The organism is Stenotrophomonas sp. Ste96, assembly GCF_024519495.1.
Taxonomy (GTDB): domain Bacteria; phylum Pseudomonadota; class Gammaproteobacteria; order Xanthomonadales; family Xanthomonadaceae; genus Stenotrophomonas; species Stenotrophomonas bentonitica_A.
The window spans coordinates 125,971-146,046 of the sequence record NZ_JALJRX010000005.1 but is presented as its reverse complement, the minus strand read 5'-3'; the positions used below and the strand labels follow the sequence as shown (position 1 = coordinate 146,046).

16 protein-coding genes are annotated in these 20,076 nt (G+C 67.3%); 11 read left to right on the top strand and 5 right to left on the bottom strand.

All coding sequences use genetic code 11. The annotated features are described in order from the left end of the window. Positions 1 to 13: 13 nt before the first annotated feature. Positions 14 to 1,624 (bottom strand): carboxyl transferase domain-containing protein, encoded by a 1,611-nt coding sequence (locus tag OC373_RS13825; RefSeq protein ID WP_070474306.1) that lies wholly within the window; start codon positions 1,622 to 1,624, stop codon positions 14 to 16. Between the two features lie 10 nt (positions 1,625 to 1,634). Beyond that, positions 1,635 to 2,798, bottom strand: coding sequence for an isovaleryl-CoA dehydrogenase (locus tag OC373_RS13820; protein ID WP_261997874.1), 1,164 nt, complete (start codon positions 2,796 to 2,798; stop codon positions 1,635 to 1,637). 146 nt (positions 2,799 to 2,944) lie between these two features. Here OC373_RS13820 and OC373_RS13815 point away from each other — a divergent pair, with 146 nt between their 5' ends. The 3 genes from OC373_RS13815 to OC373_RS13805 all read left to right on the top strand — a co-directional run bounded on the left by OC373_RS13815 (position 2,945) and on the right by OC373_RS13805 (position 5,723). Next, the gene (locus tag OC373_RS13815; protein WP_046272289.1) at positions 2,945 to 3,550 is read left to right on the top strand and encodes a TetR/AcrR family transcriptional regulator; all 606 of its coding nucleotides are present in this window, start codon (positions 2,945 to 2,947) and stop codon (positions 3,548 to 3,550) included. A 114-nt stretch (positions 3,551 to 3,664) separates the two neighbouring features. Then, positions 3,665 to 4,183 carry a c-type cytochrome gene (locus OC373_RS13810; protein WP_261997873.1) on the top strand — a complete coding sequence of 173 codons (519 nt, stop codon included), beginning with the start codon at positions 3,665 to 3,667 and terminating at the stop codon, positions 4,181 to 4,183. A gap of 94 nt (positions 4,184 to 4,277) precedes the next feature. Further along, complete coding sequence (locus OC373_RS13805; protein ID WP_261997872.1) at positions 4,278 to 5,723, top strand: ExeM/NucH family extracellular endonuclease; 1,446 nt, start codon at positions 4,278 to 4,280, stop codon at positions 5,721 to 5,723. An 84-nt stretch (positions 5,724 to 5,807) separates the two neighbouring features. On the opposite strand, the gene OC373_RS13800 is transcribed toward OC373_RS13805, so the two are convergent. Then, positions 5,808 to 6,674 carry an EamA family transporter gene (locus tag OC373_RS13800; RefSeq protein ID WP_261997871.1) on the bottom strand — a complete coding sequence of 289 codons (867 nt, stop codon included), beginning with the start codon at positions 6,672 to 6,674 and terminating at the stop codon, positions 5,808 to 5,810. A 56-nt stretch (positions 6,675 to 6,730) separates the two neighbouring features. Between OC373_RS13800 and OC373_RS13795 the strand changes: the two genes are divergently transcribed. Both OC373_RS13795 and zapE read left to right on the top strand, forming a co-directional pair. Next, on the top strand, positions 6,731 to 7,417 hold the full coding sequence (locus tag OC373_RS13795) for a CocE/NonD family hydrolase (protein WP_070474322.1): 687 nt from the start codon (positions 6,731 to 6,733) through the stop codon (positions 7,415 to 7,417). Next, a complete protein-coding gene (zapE, locus tag OC373_RS13790) occupies positions 7,414 to 8,514 on the top strand; it encodes a cell division protein ZapE (protein ID WP_046272294.1) in 1,101 nt (366 codons plus the stop codon). The genes OC373_RS13795 and zapE overlap by 4 nt, the downstream gene beginning before the upstream one ends. Positions 8,515 to 8,571: 57 nt before the next feature. On the opposite strand, the gene OC373_RS13785 is transcribed toward zapE, so the two are convergent. Continuing rightward, positions 8,572 to 9,393: a YggN family protein gene (locus OC373_RS13785; RefSeq protein ID WP_261997870.1), complete on the bottom strand. Its 822-nt coding sequence runs from the start codon at positions 9,391 to 9,393 to the stop codon at positions 8,572 to 8,574. 579 nt (positions 9,394 to 9,972) lie between these two features. On the opposite strand from OC373_RS13785, the gene OC373_RS13780 reads away from it, so the two are divergent. From OC373_RS13780 to OC373_RS13760, 5 genes are all read left to right on the top strand, one after another. Further along, positions 9,973 to 12,357: a ribonucleoside-diphosphate reductase subunit alpha gene (locus tag OC373_RS13780; protein WP_070426398.1), complete on the top strand. Its 2,385-nt coding sequence runs from the start codon at positions 9,973 to 9,975 to the stop codon at positions 12,355 to 12,357. 148 nt (positions 12,358 to 12,505) lie between these two features. Continuing rightward, positions 12,506 to 13,525: a ribonucleotide-diphosphate reductase subunit beta gene (locus tag OC373_RS13775; protein ID WP_019184840.1), complete on the top strand. Its 1,020-nt coding sequence runs from the start codon at positions 12,506 to 12,508 to the stop codon at positions 13,523 to 13,525. Positions 13,526 to 13,653: 128 nt separating this feature from the next. Further along, positions 13,654 to 14,067: an acyl-CoA thioesterase gene (locus OC373_RS13770; RefSeq protein WP_019184839.1), complete on the top strand. Its 414-nt coding sequence runs from the start codon at positions 13,654 to 13,656 to the stop codon at positions 14,065 to 14,067. Positions 14,068 to 14,120: 53 nt separating this feature from the next. Then, positions 14,121 to 14,939, top strand: a complete 819-nt coding sequence (locus OC373_RS13765; RefSeq protein ID WP_261997869.1) for an NAD-dependent protein deacetylase — start codon at positions 14,121 to 14,123, stop codon at positions 14,937 to 14,939. Between the two features lie 98 nt (positions 14,940 to 15,037). Next, on the top strand, positions 15,038 to 16,147 hold the full coding sequence (locus tag OC373_RS13760) for an NADH:flavin oxidoreductase/NADH oxidase (protein ID WP_019184837.1): 1,110 nt from the start codon (positions 15,038 to 15,040) through the stop codon (positions 16,145 to 16,147). A gap of 51 nt (positions 16,148 to 16,198) precedes the next feature. Here OC373_RS13760 and OC373_RS13755 read toward each other — a convergent pair whose 3' ends face one another. Then, positions 16,199 to 17,131, bottom strand: a complete 933-nt coding sequence (locus OC373_RS13755) for a LysR substrate-binding domain-containing protein (RefSeq protein ID WP_261997868.1) — start codon at positions 17,129 to 17,131, stop codon at positions 16,199 to 16,201. 224 nt (positions 17,132 to 17,355) lie between these two features. On the opposite strand from OC373_RS13755, the gene aceE reads away from it, so the two are divergent. Further along, the gene (aceE, locus tag OC373_RS13750) at positions 17,356 to 20,028 is read left to right on the top strand and encodes a pyruvate dehydrogenase (acetyl-transferring), homodimeric type (RefSeq protein WP_261997867.1); all 2,673 of its coding nucleotides are present in this window, start codon (positions 17,356 to 17,358) and stop codon (positions 20,026 to 20,028) included. Positions 20,029 to 20,076: the final 48 nt, after the last annotated feature.

Genomic DNA, 20,076 nt, shown 5'->3' with positions numbered 1-20,076 from the left:
CACCGCCCGTGCATTACATGCGGAACACGCCGAAGTCGGTCTTCTTCGCCGGGGCGTTGAGGCTGGCCGACAGCGCCAGGCCCAGCACACGACGGGTGTCGGCCGGATCGATCACGCCGTCATCCCAGAGCCGGGCGCTGGCGTAGTACGGGTGGCCCTGCGATTCGAACTGCTCGCGGATCGGTGATTTGAAGCCGTCTTCTTCCTCGGCCGACCACTGCCCGCCCTTGGCTTCGATGCCGTCGCGCTTGACCGTGGCCAGCACGCTGGCGGCCTGCTCGCCGCCCATCACGCCGATGCGTGCGTTCGGCCACATCCACAGGAAGTTGGGCGAGTAGGCGCGGCCGCACATGCCGTAGTTGCCGGCGCCGAACGAGCCGCCGATCACCACGGTGAACTTGGGCACCTTCGCGCAGGCCACGGCCATCACCAGCTTGGCCCCGTCCTTGGCGATGCCGCCGTGCTCGTACTTGCGGCCGACCATGAAGCCGGTGATGTTCTGCAGGAACACCAGCGGTATGCCGCGCTGCGTGCACAGTTCGATGAAGTGCGCGCCCTTCAGCGCGGACTCGGAGAACAGGATGCCGTTGTTGGCGATGATGCCCACCGGGTAGCCGTGCAGGTGCGCAAAGCCGGTGACCAGGGTGTTGCCGTAGCGCGGCTTGAACTCATCGAAGCGCGAATCGTCGACCAGGCGCAGGATCACTTCGCGCACGTCGTACGGCTTGCGCGTGTCGGCCGGAATCACGCCGTACAGCTCGTGGGCCGGATGCCGCGGTTCCACCGGGGCCTGCACCGCCAGCGCCGGCTCGGGCTTGCGCCAGTTGAGCTGGGCGATGATCGCGCGGACCCGGGCCAGCGCCTGCAGGTCGTTGTCGGCCATGTGGTCGGCCACGCCGGAAATGCGCGTGTGCACATCGGCACCGCCCAGTTCTTCGGCCGTGACCACTTCACCGGTGGCCGCTTTCACCAGCGGCGGGCCGCCGAGGAAGATGGTGCCCTGCTCGCGCACGATCACCGTTTCATCGCTCATCGCCGGCACATAGGCGCCACCGGCAGTGCAGCTTCCCATCACGCAGGCGATCTGCGGGATGCCCTGCGCGGACAGGTTGGCCTGGTTGTAAAAGATGCGGCCGAAATGGTCGCGGTCCGGGAACACCTCGTCCTGCAGCGGCAGGAATGCGCCACCCGAATCCACCAGGTAGATGCAGGGCAGGCGGTTCTGCTCGGCCACCTCCTGCGCGCGAAGGTGCTTCTTGACCGTCATCGGGTAGTAGGTGCCACCTTTGACGGTGGCATCGTTGGCCACGATCACGCACTCCACGCCCGAGACCCGGCCGATGCCGGCAACCACGCCGGCGCTGGGGATCGGATCGCCATACATGCCGTGCGCGGCCAGCGGGGCGATTTCCAGGAAGGCGCTGCCCGGGTCGAGCAGGGCATCGATGCGGTCGCGCACCAGCAGCTTGCCGCGTGCGGTGTGCTTGGCGCGTGCCGCTTCGCTGCCGCCCAGCGCGGTCTGCGCCAGGGTGGCGCGGAGGTCGTCGACGACCGCCTGCAGCGCGGCGCGGTTGGCCTCGAAGGTGTCGCTGCCCGGTTGCAGCTGGGTGCTCAATACGGTCATGGCAGGGCCCTTACTTGGTGCGCTGGAACAGTTCGCGGCCGATCAGCATGCGGCGGATCTCCGAGGTGCCGGCGCCGATTTCATACAGCTTGGCATCGCACCACAAACGACCGGTCGGGTACTCGTTGATGTAGCCGTTGCCGCCCAGGATCTGGATCGCCTGGCCGGTCAGCCAGGTGGCCTTCTCGGCCGAATACAGGATCGCGCCGGCCGCGTCCTGGCGCGTGGTGCGGCCCTGGTCGCAGGCGCGGGCCACCGCGTAGACATAGGCGCGGCAGGCGTTGAGGCCCACGTACATGTCGGCCAGCTTGGCCTGGATCAGCTGGAAGGTGCCGATCGCCTCGCCGAACTGCTTGCGCTCGTGCACGTACGGCATCACCACGTCCATGGCCGCAGCCATCAGGCCGAGCGGGCCACCGGACAGCACCACGCGCTCATAGTCCAGGCCGGACATCAGCACCTTGACGCCACCGCCGACCACGCCAAGCACGTTGGCTTCGGGCACTTCGCAATCCTCGAACACCAGCTCGCAGGTGTTGGAGCCGCGCATGCCGAGCTTGTCCAGCTTCTGCGCGGTGGAGAAGCCCTTCATGCCCTTCTCGATCAGGAACGCGGTGATGCCCTTGGCACCCGCATCCGGATCGGTCTTGGCGTAGACCACCAGCACATCGGCATCCGGGCCGTTGGTGATCCACATCTTGTTGCCGTTGAGCACGTAGTGATCGCCACGCTTGTCCGCGCGCAGCTTCATCGAGACCACGTCCGAGCCGGCGCCCGGCTCGCTCATCGCCAGCGCGCCGACCAGCTCGCCGCTGCACAGGCCGGGCAGGTAGCGCTGCTTCTGGTCTTCGTTGCCGTTCTTGCGCAGCTGGTTCACGCACAGGTTGGAGTGCGCACCGTAGGACAGCGCGATGCCACCGGAGGCACGCGAGATCTCTTCCATCGCCACCACGTGCGCGAGGTAGCCCATGCCGCTGCCGCCGTATTCCTCTTCCACGGTCAGGCCGAGCAGACCCTGCTCGCCGAGCTTGCGCCACAGCGCATTGGGGAACAGATTCTCTTCGTCGGCCTTGGCCGCCAGCGGGGCGATTTCAGCGGAGGCAAAATGGGCCACGCTCTGGCGCAGCAGGTCGATCTCTTCGCCGAGATCGAAGTTCATGGTCGGGACGTGCATGGGCGACTCCGCAACAACAAGGGATGGGACGCGCCGGGAGGGATGGACGGGCTGACAGGGCCGTCCCGCGGGCGATGTACCCCCAGCGTAGCCGGGTTCGACAAAGAAGTGAACACAAATTCAAAAATTGAACATAGAATCAAAAAATGGCCTATAAACGCTCCGCCCTGATGGAAGAACGCCTTGCCGGCGCCCGTGAACGCATCCTGCTGGCGACCCGTGCGCTGGTGGCCGCCGGCGGCTACCGCAATGCGCCGGTGACCGCCGTGGCGGCCGAGGCCGGGGTGTCCACCGGGCTGATCTATCGGCACTTTCCTTCCAAGGCCGAGCTGTTCGTGGAGGTGCTGACGGCCGCGGTGGACCACGAGCTGCGCATCTTCGAGGCGATCGCGGCAGAGCCGTTGCCCGCGCCCGAGCGCCTGCGCCGGGCGATCACCGCCTTCGTGCGCCGCGCGCTGGCCGGCCCCGGGCTGGCCTATGCCTTCATCGCCGAGCCGGTGGATCCGGAAGTGGAAGCCGAGCGCATCCGCTGCCGGCGTCTGTTCGGCGACGTGTTCCGGCGCATCGTGGCCGATGGCGTGGAGGCAGGCACCTTCCCGCCGCAGGACACCCATGTGGCCGCAGCCTGCATCGTGGGCGCCTTCACCGAGGCGCTGGTCGGCCCGACCGCACTCAGCCGCGACGCGCACGGCGATGAAGATGCGCTGGTCGAGTCGATCTGTGTTTTCTGCCTGCGTGCCGCCGGCGCCTGAGTCGCGCCGATGCTGCATTGCGACACCCGGCGGTCGCTTGCGCAGCGCCGCCGACGATGGTCATACTCGGCCGACAAGCCGTGGTCCAACGACTACCAGCCAGGGGTATAGAGAGTGCGGAATTACGACCTCGAGTTCCTGAAACGCTTCTCCATGGTCATCGCGCTGCTGATGGCCATCACACTTGGCCTCATCATCTTCGCGGCCTACCTGCATACCAGCATCCCCCCTGAAGTCTCGCCGATGGCGGCCAAACGCACGGAACAGCGCATCGCGCCGGCCGGTGCGGTCTACGCCGGCAGCACCGGTGCCGCCGCGCAGGCTGCCGCCCAGGCCGCCGCGCTGGTCAAAGCCGCCTCGCAGGTCGCCTACGGCGGCACCACCGACGGCAAGGTGATCTTCGACAACCTCTGCACCGCCTGCCATACCAATGGCGTCGGCAATGCGCCGACCCTGGACCACAGCCATTGGGATGCGCGCATCGCCCAGGGCAAGGACACGCTCTACAAGCACGCGGTGGAGGGCTATACCGGCCCGGACGGTGGCATCATGCCGCCCAAGGGCGGTAATCCGGCGCTGACCGAAGAGCAGATCCATGCCACGGTCGACTGGATGCTGGCCAACCTGAAATAGCGGCTTTGCCGGATCAGGTCACCGACGCCGCCGAAGGGCGGCGTTTCACTTTATATGGTTAGCCTTGTCGCACTTCCCTGGAGTCCTGCTTTCGATGCGCCGTACCCCCCTCGTGTTCGCTCTCGCGCTGGCGTTGTCCGGCGCGGTCCATGCCGCCCAGCCGCAGCCCGCCACCTCGCCGCAGGTGCGCCCGGCGCCGACCCCGTCGGCCACGGTCACCCTGACCACGCCGCCCACCGACTGGCGCACGCTGGATGGCCAGCAGGTCCGCATCGCCGCGCCGCTGACCCTGGCCGGCACCGATGGCCTGTCGCGCTTCGGTGAGCTGACCGTGGCCTTCGGCGGCCGCCTCTGGCAGCCGAGCGAAGTGGCCGCGCCCGGCACTGCGGGGCACGCGCAGGTGGTGGCCGACAACCTGCACCGCCGGCTGGTGCTCGACGATGGCAGCGACGCCCGCGACCCCGGCCCGGTGGCCTACCTGCCGGCGGCGGCGAACCTGCGCACCGGCATGGTCCTGCGCAATGTGGATGGCGTCGTCCGTATCGATCCCAAAGGCAACGCCCGCCTGCAGGTGACCCGCCCCCTGAACCTGCCCGCGCTGGAGCGCCCGGCGGTACCGGTGGTGGCCGGTGCCCTGCATGTGGCGGCGTTCAATCTGGAGAACTTCTTCAATGGCGACGGGCAGGGCGGTGGTTACCCGACCCTGCGTGGTGCGCGCACCCTGGCCGAACACCAGGCGCAGAAAGCCAAGCTGGTCGCCACCATCAACGCCCTGGGTGCCGATGTCGCCGCGCTGATGGAACTGGAGAACGACGGCTACGGCCCGCAGTCGGCGATCGCCCAGCTGGTCGATGCGCTCAATGCGGACCGGGGCCAGGGTGCCGACTGGCGTTTCATCAACGCGAAGCAGGGCCCCGGTGACAACCCGATCCGGGTCGGCATCATCTACCGCGCCACGCGCGTGACCCCGGTCGGCGCCCCCGCCGTGCTGGAGAAGGAGCCCTTCGGCGAGCGCAGCCGCGTGCCGCTGGCGCAGGCCTTCCGTGCGGGCAAGGGCGCGCCGTTCGTGGTCGTGGCCAATCATTTCAAATCCAAGGGTTGCTCGGACGCGACCGGCGCCGATGCCGATCAGAAGGACGGCCAGGCCTGCTGGAATGCCACCCGGGTCGCCTCGGCCACGCTGCTGGACCAGTGGCTGGCGACCGACCCGACCGGTGCGGGCACCCGCGATGCGGTGCTGCTGGGCGACTTCAACGCCTACGCCATGGAAGATCCGATCCGCACCCTGCACGCCGCCGGCTGGCGCGATGCGTTCGCCGTGGCGAAGGTCGAACGGCCTTACAGCTACGTCTACAACGGCATGACCGGCCGGTTGGACCATGCGCTGTTGAGCCCGGGCATGGCCAAGCGCCTGCGCGCGGCCGCGGAGTGGCACATCAACGCCGATGAGGCCGACGATGTCGGCTACCGCGACCGCAATGAAGCGGGTCCGTGGCGCAGCTCGGACCATGATCCGCTGCTGCTGGGGTTTGATCGCTGATACCGCGCGGGTGCGCCGGCACGCCCGGCCACCGTCGCGTTGCCCGGGGTAGTGCCGGCCGCTGGCCGGCACCGCATCAACGAGTTACCACGTGCCCCACGCGATCAGCCCGATCGCCACCACGGCCAACGCCAGGCCCACCCGGTTCCACACACTGGTGCGCTCGCCGAAACCGACGATGCCCACCAGCGCGCCCAGCACCACCACGCCGATGTTCATGCCGGCGAACACCACTGCCGGGCTGTCCGGCAGGTGCTGGTGGGCACGCACGTAGAACAGGATATTGCCGAAGTTGAGCAGGCCCAGCAGGGCGCCGCCGACCCCGTTGCGCCACTGCAGGCGGGCGATGCCGCGCAGGTGGCGCCACAACTGCAGCAGGAACATCAGCACGAAGGCCATGCTGAAACTGGCCAGCAGTGCCGCCATCGAGGGCGTGCCCGACAACGCCACCTTCTTGAGCAGGACGTCGACCAGGGCATAGCCCACCCACACCGCCAGCAGCCATGGCCAGGCCCGCCCACCGGAGGGCTCGGCCGCACCGGCGCGCGGACGCACGCTGATGCCCAGGATCGCCAGCAGGCCCAGCCCCAGGCCGGCCAGCTTCCAGCCGTTGGCGCTCTCCCCGAACACCAGGAACGCGGCCAGCAGCGAAAGCAGGAGTGACAACCGCTGGGCCACGTCGCTGCGCACGATCCCGGCGCGGGTCACCGCGCGGGCCATCATCAGGAAGATCGCCGGCAGCGCCACGGCCAGGCAGAGCAGGGCCGCCCACGGTGCATGCGGGGCCTGCAGCGAAGCCAGCGAGGGCTGAAGCAGCACCGCGCTGAGCACGCTGGCGACCAGGTAATTCCAGGTCACCACCTGCGGCATGTCCAGCTGCTGGCGCGGCGCCAGCTTCAGCAGGACCGAGACCAGCACGCTGCAGAAAACACTGAAAACCAGATAGTGCATGTACGGATCCGGCGGGGGCGGCGGTGAAGCACGCGGAGGGACGGTATTATGACGCCATGCACAATCCCCCATTTCCCCAAGAAAGCGGTGCGCTGACGCTGGACGGACCGGTCGGTCCGCTGGATGTCGTGGTTGATCTGCCCGAGGCCGGTGTCGCGGTGCAGCCGGTGGTGGCGATCGTCTGCCATCCGCTGTCCACCGAGGGCGGCAGCATGCACAACAAGGTGGTGACCATGGCCGCGCGCTCGCTGCGCGACCTGGGCATCGCCACCGTGCGCTTCAACTTCCGCAGCGTCGGCGACTCGGCCGGCACGTTCGACAATGGCGTGGGCGAGCAGGACGACCTCAAGGCCGTCGCCGCCTGGGTCCGTGCGCAGCGGCCGGGCCAGGACCTGTGGCTGGCCGGTTTCAGCTTCGGCGCCTACGTCTCGCTGCGCGCGGCGGGCGACCTGCAGCCGACCACCCTGATCTCGATCGCGCCGCCCGCCGGGCGCTGGGATTTCGAGGGCATGCAGCCGCCGGCCCAGTGGCTGGTGATCCAGGGCGAGGAAGACGAGATCGTCGATCCGCAGGCGGTCTATGACTGGCTGGACGGCCTGGATGCACCGCACGAACTGGTGCGCATGCCCGATACCAGCCACTTCTTCCACCGCAAGATCGTCGACCTGCGCGGCGCGCTCATCCATGGCGTCAAGCAGTGGCTGCCGGTTCCCGCGCCCGACGCGGCCCCCGACGCGGCATGAGCGACACCGTGATGACCCCGTCGCAGCGCTACGCCGATGGCGTGGCCCGGGGCGAATGGCAGAACGACCCGGCCCAGCACGCCGCCCTGGCCGAGCTGGACCGCATCCATATCGCGCTGGTCGACAGCGCGCAGGATGGCTGGCTGGATCGCCTTTCCGCATTCTGGAAGAAGCCCGAACCGGTCAAGGGCCTGTACTTCTGGGGCGGGGTGGGGCGCGGCAAGACCTTCCTGGTCGACCTGTTCTATGACGGCCTGCCGATCGAGCAGAAGTACCGCACCCACTTCCATCGCTTCATGCGCGGCATCCACGAGCGCCTGCGCGAGCACCAGGGGCAAAGCGATCCGCTGGCGAAGATCGCCCAGGAATGGCGCAGCAAACTGCGCGTGCTGGTGCTGGACGAGTTCTTCGTCACCGATATCGGCGATGCGATGCTGCTGGCGCGCCTGCTCGAGCGCATGTTCGCCGAGGGCGTGACCCTGGTGACCACCTCCAACACCGCGGTGGAAAACCTGTACCTCAACGGCCTGCAGCGCGACAGCTTCCTGCCCGCGATCGGGCTGCTGCAGACCTACTGCGTGGAACTGTACGCCGAAGGTACCGAGGACTACCGCATGCGCGCGCTGACCCGCTCGCCGGTGTACCAGGCCCCGATCGATGCCGGCAGCGATGCCTGGCTGGCCGGCCGCTGGGCCGAGCTCAGCGGTGGGCAACCGGCCAAGGCGGGCAACATCGAGATCGAAGCGCGCAAGATTCCGGTGCGCGGCCGCGGCAAGAGCATCGTCTGGTTCGATTTCAAAGCGCTGTGCGAGGGCCCGCGCGGCCCGTCGGACTACATCGAGATCGCGCACGAGTTCAACACCGTGCTGCTGGGCGACATTCCGCACTTCGACAAGCTGAATGAAGATGCTGCGCGCCGCTTCGTCAACCTGATCGACGAGCTCTACGACCGCCACGTCAACCTGGTCTGCACCGCCACCGATTCACCGGTCGGGCTGTATTCGGGCGTCCGGCTGCAGGGCGCGTTCGAACGTACCGCCTCGCGCCTGATTGAAATGCAGAGCGCCGAGTATCTGGGCACCCCGCACCGCGCGTAGCTCCACGCCGGGCCTGGATAGGCCGTGAGGTAGATCCACGCCATGCGTGGATGTTCTCTACAACGGCGGTAACACCAACGCGTCCCCGCGCGGCTGTTCGTGCGCGATCGGCGCGGTCGCGTCCTCGTCGCGGTCCATCACCATCATCGCCAGCGGCTTGCCCTGGTAGCGCACCTCCAGCGACTGCTGGATCGCATCCAGTGCCAGCACCTGGGTGCACAGCGACCGGGCCTGCGCCTCAAGCACCTGCCCGCGCGCCTCCATGCGGCGCTCCAGGTCGGCCTCCATCTTCTCGGCGCGCGCCTCGATCCGATCCGAGCCGCCGGTCAGCATCGTCCACATCACCCCGCGGGCAAGCGAGGCCGACATCGACTCGGCCGCCTGCTCGATGCGCGCCTCGAACTGTTCGCCGAACAGATCCTGCTCCCAGATCCCGCGGCCCAGCGTACGGCCAACGTAATCGTGGGCATCCCTGCGCAGCCCCTCCACCTCGCGCGCCTTCCGGCGGCTGCCGGTCATGATCTCCACCGTGGCCCCCAGCGCATCGAAGGCGATGTCCGTGGCCTCCCCGGCGACTCCGGCCACCGCAGGCACCAGCTGGCGGGTGCCCCACTCGAGCTGGCGCAGGCGCTGGGCATCGGCGTCGCTGACCGGGATCGGCTGGCGGTCGATGTTCAGTTCGCCATCGTGGAAGAAGATCTCCGCCGGCACCTGCTCGCGGTTGCGCAGCCAGATCCCGCCACTGTCCACCAGCACGTTGTAAGGGGTGCTTACCCCGCACTGGCGCGAGGACAGTTCCGGCCTCTTGCTCTCGCCGGCAGCGGTGGTGCCAGCCAAGGTCAGGCCCAACATCAGACAGCCGAACAGGGGCAGGCGCATGGTCGCGTTCATATAAAGGAGACGCATCGCAGCGTGGCACCCCGGGGCGTCCCCGGCGCGGGTCGGAAGTCACCCTGACCGGCGGCCATTCGTTAGGGTCGCGTGAGGCCCGCTGTTCCGTTTTTCGTGCCCCTGCGTCGCATCCCGGATCGGCGTTTCGGCCTTGACTGCGCACTCGCTTTCGACAGGTCCAGACCGTTCGTCGGACGCCTTCCCGGCCCGGTCCTTGCGCCGCAAGGGATTAGGGAAATTCACTACATTTGGCGTTGACGACACCTGGTACCCCCACTATCTTGTGGCCGTCGGTACCGCCGACCACAAGTCGACGGGCGTATCGCCTTCACGCCGATGGCCTGAAGACCTACTGACAACCGCACGAAGTACAGCGTGTGGTGCCGGTCGCAGGATTCTCCGGGGGGAGAGGACCGGTGACGCAGGGGAACCGCCCGCAGGCTTGCCTGCCCGGGTCGCGGCTCCTGCGACGCCGCTAGTCCACCCTGAGCATCTCTGCATCGGTTCCGGCGCCTGCCAGGCAGACCCACGCTGTACCACCCCAAATCACGCCAAGAGGAAAACGCCGTGAGCACCGAAACCAGCGCAGCTATCGATAAGGAAAGCGAATTCCTGCTGACCTCGCCGCCCACGGCGACCGCCATGAGCGTGACCAAGCGCAATGGCACGACCGAACTGGTGGACCTGAACAAGATCGTGCGCGCCGTACAGCGCTGCTGCGAAGGTCTGCATGCGGTGGATCCGATGCGCGTTGCGACCCGCACCATCTCCGGCCTGTACAACGGCGCGACCACCCAGGAGCTGGACGAGCTGTCCATCCGCACCTCGGCGCTGCTGATCGGTGAAGAACCCGAATACGGCCGCCTCGCCGCGCGCCTGCTGGCCAACTTCATCGCCAAGGAAGTGTCCGGCCAGGAAATCCATGCGTTCTCGCAGTCGGTTGGCCGCGGCCACGAAGTGGGCCTGATCAACGCGCGCCTGCTGGAGTTCGTGCAGGTCAACGCCCGCAAGCTCAACGACGCGATCGATCCGTCGCTGGACCTGCATTTCGATTACTTCGGCCTGCGTACCCTGTACGACCGTTACCTGCTGCGCCATCCGCACACCCGCAAGGTGATCGAGACCCCGCAGCAGTTCTTCCTGCGCATCGCCAGCGCGCTGAGCGAAGACGTGCCGGAAACCCTGGCGCTGTACAAGCGCATGGGCAACCTGGATTACCTGCCGTCCAGCCCGACGCTGTTCAACTCCGGCACCACGCATGAGCAGCTGTCCTCGTGCTTCCTGCTGGATTCGCCGCAGGATTCGCTGGAGTCGATCTACGCCAAGTACGGCGACATCGCCCAGCTCTCCAAGTTCAGCGGCGGCATCGGCGTCAGCTACAGCCGCGTGCGTTCGCGCGGTTCGCTGATCAAGTCCACCAACGGCCATTCCAACGGCATCGTGCCGTGGCTGAAGACCATGGATTCCTCGGTCGCCGCAGTGAACCAGGGCGGCAAGCGCAAGGGCGCGGCCTGCGTGTACCTGGAAACCTGGCACGCCGACGTCGAGGACTTCCTCGAACTGCGTGACAATACCGGTGACGAATCGCGCCGTGCGCACAACCTGAACCTGGCCAACTGGGTGCCGGACCTGTTCATGCAGCGCGTGGAGGCCGACCAGGAATGGTCGCTGTTCGATCCGAGCGTGGTGCCCGAGTTCACCGATCTGTTCGGCGAAGCCTTCGAGCAGGCCTACCTGCAGGCCGAAGCCCAGGGCAAGGCCCAGCGCACGATCTCCGCCCGCAAGCTGTACTCGCGGATGATGCGTACCCTGGCCGAGACCGGCAACGGCTGGATGACCTTCAAGGACAAGTGCAACCGCGCCAGCAACCAGACGCTGCGCCCGGGCAACGTGATCCACCTGTCCAACCTGTGCACCGAAATCCTGGAAATCACCTCGGCCGAAGAGACCGCGGTGTGCAACCTGGGCTCGATCAACCTGGGCAATCATTTCGACGGCCACGGCGAGTTCGATTTCGACAAGCTGGCCGACACCGTGCGCCTGGCCGTGCGTCAGCTCGACCGCGTGATCGACCTGAACTTCTACCCGATCGAAACCGCCCGCCGCGGCAACCTGCGCTGGCGTCCGGTCGGCCTGGGCTGCATGGGCCTGCAGGACGTGTTCTTCCGCAAGCGCCTGGCCTTCGACAGTGCCGAAGCCCGTACGCTGTCGAAGAAGATCGCCGAGACGATCTACTTCCACGCGCTGGAAACCTCGTGCGAGCTGGCCCAGGAACGCGGCAAGCACCCGTCCTTCGCCGACACCCGTGCCGCCAGCGGCGAGCTGCAGTTCGATGCCTGGAACGTGGTGCCCGAAGACACCGCGCGTTGGGATGCCCTGCGTGAGCGCATCAAGGAACACGGCCTGCGCAACTCGCTGTTGATCGCGATCGCCCCGACCGCGACCATCGCCTCGATTGCCGGTTGCTACGAGTGCGTCGAGCCGCAGGTGTCCAACCTGTTCAAGCGCGAAACGCTGTCCGGCGACTTCCTGCAGGTCAACCGTTACCTGGTGAACGAGCTCAAGAAGCTCGGCCACTGGACCCCGGAAATGCGCGACGCGATCAAGCTGGCCGAAGGCTCGATCCAGGGCATCACCCAGATCCCGGAAACCCTGCGCCACGTGTACCGCACCGCCTGGGAACTGCCGATGCGTTCGCTGATCGACATGGCCGCCGACCGCGGCGCATTCATCGACCAGTCCGCCTCGCTCAACCTGTTCATGGAAAGCCCGAGCATCGGCGCGATGTCCTCCATGTACATGTACGCCTGGAAGCAGGGCATCAAGACCACGTACTACCTGCGTTCGCGCCCGGCGACCAAGATCGCCAAGACGACCGTCAGCAGCTACACCCCGGTCGAAGCCGTCGCCTGCTCGCTGGAAAACCCGGAAAGCTGCGAGGCGTGCCAGTAAACAAAGGCGTGCCGGCCCACCGGGCCGGCACCGCCGGGTGCACCGACCAACGTCGGCGCCTATCCGGGAACACCGGTTCCGCCGGAAAAATCACACATCCGGTAGTGACCGACCGTTGGTCGGTCGTTGCCAAGAAGGACGAAACACCATGGCCGACAAGCCTCGTCAAATGCTGCTCGATCCAGGTTTCGAACTGACGTTGCGCCCGATGCGCTACCCGCAGTTCTATGACATGTATCGCAACGCCATCAAGAACACCTGGACGGTCGAGGAAATCAATTTCCAGATCGACATCAGCGACCTGCACGGCAAGATGTCGCCGGGCGAGCGCCACCTGATCCACCGCCTGGTCGCGTTCTTCGCCACCGGCGATTCGATCGTGTCCAACAATCTGGTGCTGAACCTGTATCAGCACCTGAATGCGCCGGAAGCGCGCATGTACCTGTCGCGCCAGCTGTACGAAGAGGCGCTGCACGTGCAGTTCTACCTGACCCTGCTCGACAACTACCTGCCCGATCCGGACGAGCGCGCCAAGGCGTTCGACGCGGTGGAGAACATCGACTCGATCAAGAAGAAGGCGGACTTCTGCTTCAAGTGGATCGACTCGATCCAGAACCTGAAGCGCATCGAGACCCGTGACGAGCGTCGCCAGTTCCTGCTCAACCAGATCTGCTTTGCGGCGTGCATCGAGGGCCTGTTCTTCTTCGCGGCCTTCGCCTACGTCTACTACTTCCGTTCGCGTGGCCTGCTCAACGGTCTGGCCTCGGGTACCAACTGGGTGTTCCGCGACGAGAGCGCGCACATGGAGTTCGCCTTCGAGTGCGTGGACGTGATCCGCGAGGAAGAGCCGGACCTGTTCGACGATGCGATGAAGCAGCAAGTGTATGACATGCTGGCCGAGGCGATCGAGTGCGAAGTGCAGTTCGCCGAGGACGTGCTGTCGGGCGGCGTGGCAGGCATTTCGACGCGTGACATGCGCCAGTATCTGCAGCATTGCGCGGACAATCATTTCCATCGCCTGGGCATGGAGAAGAAGTACAACGTGCGCAATCCGCTGAGCTTCATGGAGCTGCAGGACGTGCAGGAGTTGACCAACTTCTTCGAGCGCCGTTCGTCGGCCTACCAGGTGGGCGTGAAGGGCGAAGTGTCGTTCGACATGTCGTTCTGATCTGACGCTCGCGTCGTGATTCCCAAGAGCCCCGGACCTGTTCCGGGGCTTTTTCGTCTGCGCTCTACGCGACCCATCCACCCCCCTGTCGTATCATCCGCGCCACCCCACCATTCCCGGCCCCCGCCATGACCCCCATCCCCGAGACCATCCCGCCCATCGAAGTCCGCATGGCCGAGATCGTGTTCCCCAACCACACCAACCACCTGGGCACTCTGTTCGGTGGCCAGGCACTGGCCTGGATGGACAAGGCGGCGTTCCTGGCCGCGGCCCGCTACTCGCGCCGCACCGTGGTCACCGCGCGCTCGGACCAGGTCGATTTCAAGCTGCCGATCCGCATCGGCCAGATGGTGGAAACCGTCGGCCGCATCGTCGAAGTCGGCCGCAGCTCGATGAAGGTAGAAGTAGAACTGATCGCCGAAGATCTCCACACCGGCGAGCGCAAGCTGTGCACGCGCGGGCACTTCGTGATGATCGCGCTGGATGCCGACGGCCACCCGACCAGCGTCCCGTCGCTGCCGGGTGACATCCCGGGCCCGTAAGCGGCTCCCGATCTCCGGATTGCCTCACCCCCCTGCGCCCCCATCTGCTGTCCATGAGCACACCTCTCGCCGAGTTCATCGACCGCGCCCAGCGCCTGTTCGTGCTGACCGGCGCGGGTTGCAGCACCGATTCGGGCATCCCGGATTACCGCGATGCCGATGGCCAGTGGAAGCGGACGCCACCGGTCACCTATCAGGCATTCATGGGTGAGCTGGCCACGCGCCAGCGCTATTGGGCGCGCAGCCTGCTGGGCTGGCCGCGGTTCGGTTGGGCCCAGCCGAACGGCACGCATGCCGCGCTCGCCGCGCTGGAAGCGCGTGGCCAGGTCGAGCTGCTGCTCACCCAGAATGTCGATCGCCTGCATCAGCGGGCGGGCAGCGAGGCGGTGATCGATCTGCATGGGCGGCTGGACCAGGTGCGCTGCATGGGCTGTGAAGCGCGTACGCCGCGCGAGGCGTTCCAGCACCGGCTGTTGGCGCTCAACCCGGGCTGGGAGCACCTGGAGGCCGCACAGGCGCCAGACGGCGATGCTGATCTGGACATGGATTTCTCGTCCTTCCAGGTGCCGGCCTGCCCGGCCTGCGGCGGCGTGCTCAAGCCGGATGTCGTGTTCTTCGGTGAAAGCGTGCCGCGTGAGCGCGTGGCCACCGTTCACGACCATCTGCAGCGCGCCGATGCGGTGCTGGTGGTCGGCTCCTCGCTGATGGTCTATTCCGGCTTCCGCTTCGTGCAGGCCGCGGCCCAGGCCGGGTTGCCGATCGCCGCGCTCAACCGCGGGCTTACCCGCGCCGATGCGCTGCTGAGCCTGAAGGTAGACGAGTCCTGCGCCGACGCGCTGGCCTTCCTGCTGCCGGGGACCGCCACCGCCTGAGCCGCTGCGAAACACTGATCCACTGGCACGGTTGCCTCCGCCGCCGCACAGGAGTGCAATGGCGCCCGGTTCCATTTCCTCTTCCCGAGTTCCCCCCCTTGAGCCAGCTCTTTTCCTCCATTTCCTTCGGCCCGCTGTCCCTGCCCAACCGCATCGTGATCGCGCCGATGTGCCAGTACTCCTGCACCGACGGCCTGGCCAATGACTGGCACCGCATCCACCTCGGGCAGCTGTCGCAGTCCGGCGCCGGCCTGCTGATCCTGGAAGCCACCGCCGTGCTGCCGGAAGGCCGCATCAGCTGGGCCGATCTGGGCCTGTGGGATGACGCTACCGAAGCCGCGCTGGCCTCGGTCGTGGCCTCGGTCAGGCAGTGGTCGCCGATGCCGCTGGGCGTGCAGTTGGGCCATGCGGGCCGCAAGGCCTCGGTCAACAAGCCGTGGGAAGGCGGCGGCGCGATGGACCCGTCCGATCCGCGCGCGTGGCCCACGGTCGCGCCGTCCGCGCTGCCGTTCGCCAAGACCGATCCGACCCCGACCGAACTGGATCTGGCCGGCATCGATGCCATCGTGGACGCCTTCGCGGCGGCGGCACGTCGCGCCGAACGGGTAGGCATGGACCTGATCGAACTGCATGCCGCGCACGGTTATCTGCTGCACCAGTTCCTGTCGCCGCTGAGCAACCGCCGCGAGGACGAATACGGCGGTTCGCTGGAGAACCGCATGCGCCTGCTGGTGCGGGTGTTCGATGCGGTGCGCGAAGCGGTGTCCGATCGCATTGCCGTCGGTGTGCGCATCTCCGCCAGCGACTGGGTGGCCGGCGGCTGGGACATCGAGCAGAGCACGACCCTGGCGCACGTGCTGGACGCGCGCGGGTGCCAGTTCCTGCACGTCTCCAGTGGCGGCAATGACCCGCGCCAGCAGATCCCGCTGTCGCCGGGCTACCAAGTGCCGTTCGCGCAGGCGATCAAGGCGCACAAGCTGCGCATGCCGGTCATCGCGGTGGGCCTGATCACCGAGCCCTCGCAGGCCGAATCGATCCTGCGCCACGGCCACGCCGATGCGATCGCGCTGGCCCGCGGCATCCTCTACGACCCGCGCTGGCCGTGGCATGCCGCCGCCGCACTCGGCGATTCGGTGGCACCGGCACCGCAGTACCTGCGCTGCGAACCGCGCGAAGCCCGCGGTGTGTTCATCGCCCCGGAACGCTGACCCGCGAAAGGTCGTGCCGGCCGCTGGCCGGCATCCCGGGTGGCCCTGCGCTCAGCCGGCGTCCACCCGCCATGCGGGCGGCAGCCCCTCGATGATGTGCTGCATCAGCGCCCGCACCTTCGGGGTCAGATCGCGGCGATCGCTGACGCACAGGAACAACCGCATCGGCTCCGGTGAGGCCTGCGTGCTCTGCGCATCGCCGGGCTCGAACAGCGCCTGCAGCTCACCGCGCGCGAGATAGGGCGCGGCGACGAACGCGGCCAGCCGGGTGATGCCGCCGCCGGCCACTGCCATCGCGGCCAGCGCATCGATGTCGTCGCTGACCAGCGCCGGGGCGACCTCGGCATCGAAACGCATGCCGTCGCGCACGAAGCCCCACGGCAGATAGCGCCCGTCCAGCGGGTAGCGCAGCAGCAGACAGCGGTGCTCGCGCAGTGCCTCCGGCGTCAGCGGAATGCCGGCCCGCGCGAGATAGGACGGGGCCGCGCAGAACACGAACGGCACCTGCGCGATCGGGCGCGCCACCAGGCCTTCCTCCAACTGCGGCTCGATCCGGATGCTCACGTCCACGTCTTCGTGGGCGTGGTCCACGCTGCGGTCGGTGAGCAGCAGTTCGATCGCCAGGCGCCGGAAGCGCGCCTGCAGCGAGGGCAGCAGCGGCGCCAGCGCGTGCCGGCCGAAGGCGGTGCTGCTGGCGATCCGCAGGCGCCCTTCGGGCGTGGCGTCCAGATCGGTCACGGCAGCCTGGGCGCGCTGCAGGTCGCGCTCGATATGGCGCACCTGGGCCAGGTACAGCGCGCCGCGCTCGGTCAGGGCCAGGGTGCGGGTGGTGCGGTTGAGCAGGCGCACGCCCAGATGCGCCTCCAGCCGGGCGATGTTCTGCCCGACCGCCGCCGGACTGACCCCCAGCGTCCGCGCGGCCGCGGCCAGGCTGCCGGCATCGGCGGTCCGGATGAAGCTGCGGATTGACTGGAGAATGTTCATGCTGGCCGCCATTCTCGCGCTCCATTGGAAAGAATTTCTTTATAAAGCGCCAAGCCCATCCGGTCTACCCGCCCCGCTGGGGCCTGCTTATCGTGCCTGTCCCGCAACCGCCAGGTTGCCTGCTCGCCCGGCTCCGCAGCCTGGGCGACGCCGCTTCCGCGTTGTGCCGCCCCCGCTGCCGTCGCGTCCTGCGCACGGCCTGGCAGCCTTCCCCGGAGATGGACATGAACCCAGCGCTCGCCCCCCTCGATACCGACCCGCAGGAAACCCAGGAATGGCGTGAGTCGCTGGAGGCGGTCATCCACGCCGCCGGCCGCCAGCGCGCGCATTACCTGATGGACCAGCTGACCGAGCTGGACACGGCCCGCCATGGCGACCTGCATGGCCGCGTGTGGACCGCCTACACCAACACCATTCCCGTGGAACGCCAGCCGGCCTACCCGGGCGACCTCGGCATCGAGCGCCGGCTCAACGCGATGATCCGCTGGAACGCGATGGTGATGGTGCTGCGCGCCGGCAAGCACTCCAACGTGGGCGGCCACATCGCCACGTATCAGTCCGCAGCGGTGCTGTACGACGTCGGCTTCGATCACTTCTTCCGCGGCCGCACCGACACATTCGACGGCGACATGATCTACATCCAGGGCCACTCGGCGCCGGGCATCTACGGCCGTGCGTTCGTCGAAGGCCGCATCGCACCGGAACGGATGGACAACTTCCGCCGCGAATCCGATCGCGACGGCCTGTCCTCGTATCCGCACCCGCGCCTGATGCCGGACTTCTGGCAGTTCCCCACGGTCTCGATGGGGCTGGGGCCGCTCACCGCCGCCTACCAGGCGCGCTACATGCGGTATCTGGAATACCGCGGGTTGAAGGAGCACCAGGGCCGCAAGGTCTGGGCCTTCCTGGGTGATGGCGAAATGGACCAGCCCGAATCGCTGGCCGCCATTTCCGTGGCCGGGCGCGAACGCCTGGACAACCTGGTGTTCGTGGTGAACTGCAATCTGCAGCGGCTGGACGGCCCGGTGCGCGGCAACGCCAAGGTGATCCAGGAACTGGAAGGCACCTTCCGCGCCGCCGGCTGGAACGTCATCAAGGTGATCTGGGGCGGTGGCTGGGACGCGCTGCTGGCCAAGGACAGCACCGGCCTGCTGCGCCAGCGGATGATGGAATGCGTGGATGGCGACTACCAGACCTTCAAGTCGCAGAACGGTGCCTATGTGCGCGAGCATTTCTTCGGCAAGTATCCCGAGTTGCTGGCGCTGGTCGCGGACCTGAGCGATGACGAGATCTGGGCGCTCGCGCGCGGCGGTCACGATCCGCAGAAGGTCTACGCCGCCTACGCGCAGGCGGTCGCCGGCAACGGCCGGCCAAGCGTGATCCTGGCCAAGACGGTCAAGGGCTTCGGCATGGGCGAGGCCGGTGAAGGCCAGAACATCAACCACCAGCTCAAGAAGATGAGCGCCGATGCCGTGCGTGCGTTCCGTGATCGGTTTGATCTGCCGGTCAGTGACGACCAGCTGGAGGAGATGCCCTACCTGCGCCCGGCGCCGGGCAGCGCCGAAGCGCGTTACTTCGCGCAGCGCCGCCAGGCCCAGGGCGGCCAGCTGCCGGCGCGCCTGACCCACGTCGATCCGTTGCCGGTGCCGGCGCTGTCGGCCTTCGCCACCCAGCTGCAGGGTAGTGGCGAACGCGGCCAGTCCACCACGATGGGCTTCGTGCGCATCCTCACCACGCTGCTCAAGGACCCCGAACTGGGCAAGCTGATCATTCCCATCGTGCCCGATGAATCACGCACGTTCGGCATGGAAGGCCTGTTCCGCCAGATCGGCATCCACTCCTACCTCGGCCAGTTGTACACCCCGCAGGACGCCGGCCAGTTGAGCTACTACAAGGAAGCCAAGGACGGCCAGATCCTGCAGGAAGGCATCAACGAATCCGGTGCGATCTGCTCATGGATCGCCGCCGGCACGGCCTACAGCAACCACGGCCTGGCCACGATTCCGTTCTACATCTTCTATTCGATGTTCGGCCTGCAGCGCGTGGGCGACCTGGCCTGGGCGGCTGCCGATGCGCGCACCCGCGGCTTCCTGCTCGGTGCCACCTCCGGGCGTACCACGCTGATGGGCGAGGGGCTGCAGCACGACGACGGCCACAGCCATGTGCTGTCCTCGGTGATCCCCAGCTGCGTCTCCTTCGATCCCACCTACAACTTCGAACTGGCGGTGATCATCCAGGACGGCCTGCGCCGGATGTACGTGGACCAGGAAGACATCTACTACTACATCACCGTGCTCAACGAGGCCTATCCGCACCCGGCACTGCCCGAAGGCAGTGAAGCGGGCATCCTCAAGGGCCTGTACCTGCTGCACCCCGCCGCCGCCGACAGCGACCCTGCGCTGCGCGTGCAGCTGATGGGCAGCGGCGCGATCCTGCGCGAAGTGGAAGCGGCGGCGTCGCTGCTGCAGCAGGACTTCGGCATCGCCAGCGACGTGTGGAGCGCCACCAGCCTCACCGAGCTGCGCCGCGATGGCCTGGCGGTCGAGCGCTGGAACCTGCTGCATCCGGTGCAGGAACCGCGGGTGCCGTACGTGCAACAGTGCCTGGCCGCGCACCCCGGCCCGGTGATCGTGGCCACCGACTACATGAAGATCGTCGGCGACCAGATCCGTCCCTTCATCGACGGCCGCCGCTTCACCGCCTTGGGCACTGATGGCTTCGGCCGCTCGGACACGCGCGAATCGCTGCGCACCTTCTTCGAGGTCGACCGCCACTTCATCGTGCTTGCCGCGCTCAAGTCGCTGGCCGATGACGGGCGGATCGAACGCGGCCAGCTGCAGGTGGCGATCGACCGGTACGGGATCGATGTGGAAAAGGTGGACCCGACGGCGGTGTAACTGCTGGCACGGGCACCCTTGGTTGCATCTGAGAGCATCGACCGCAGC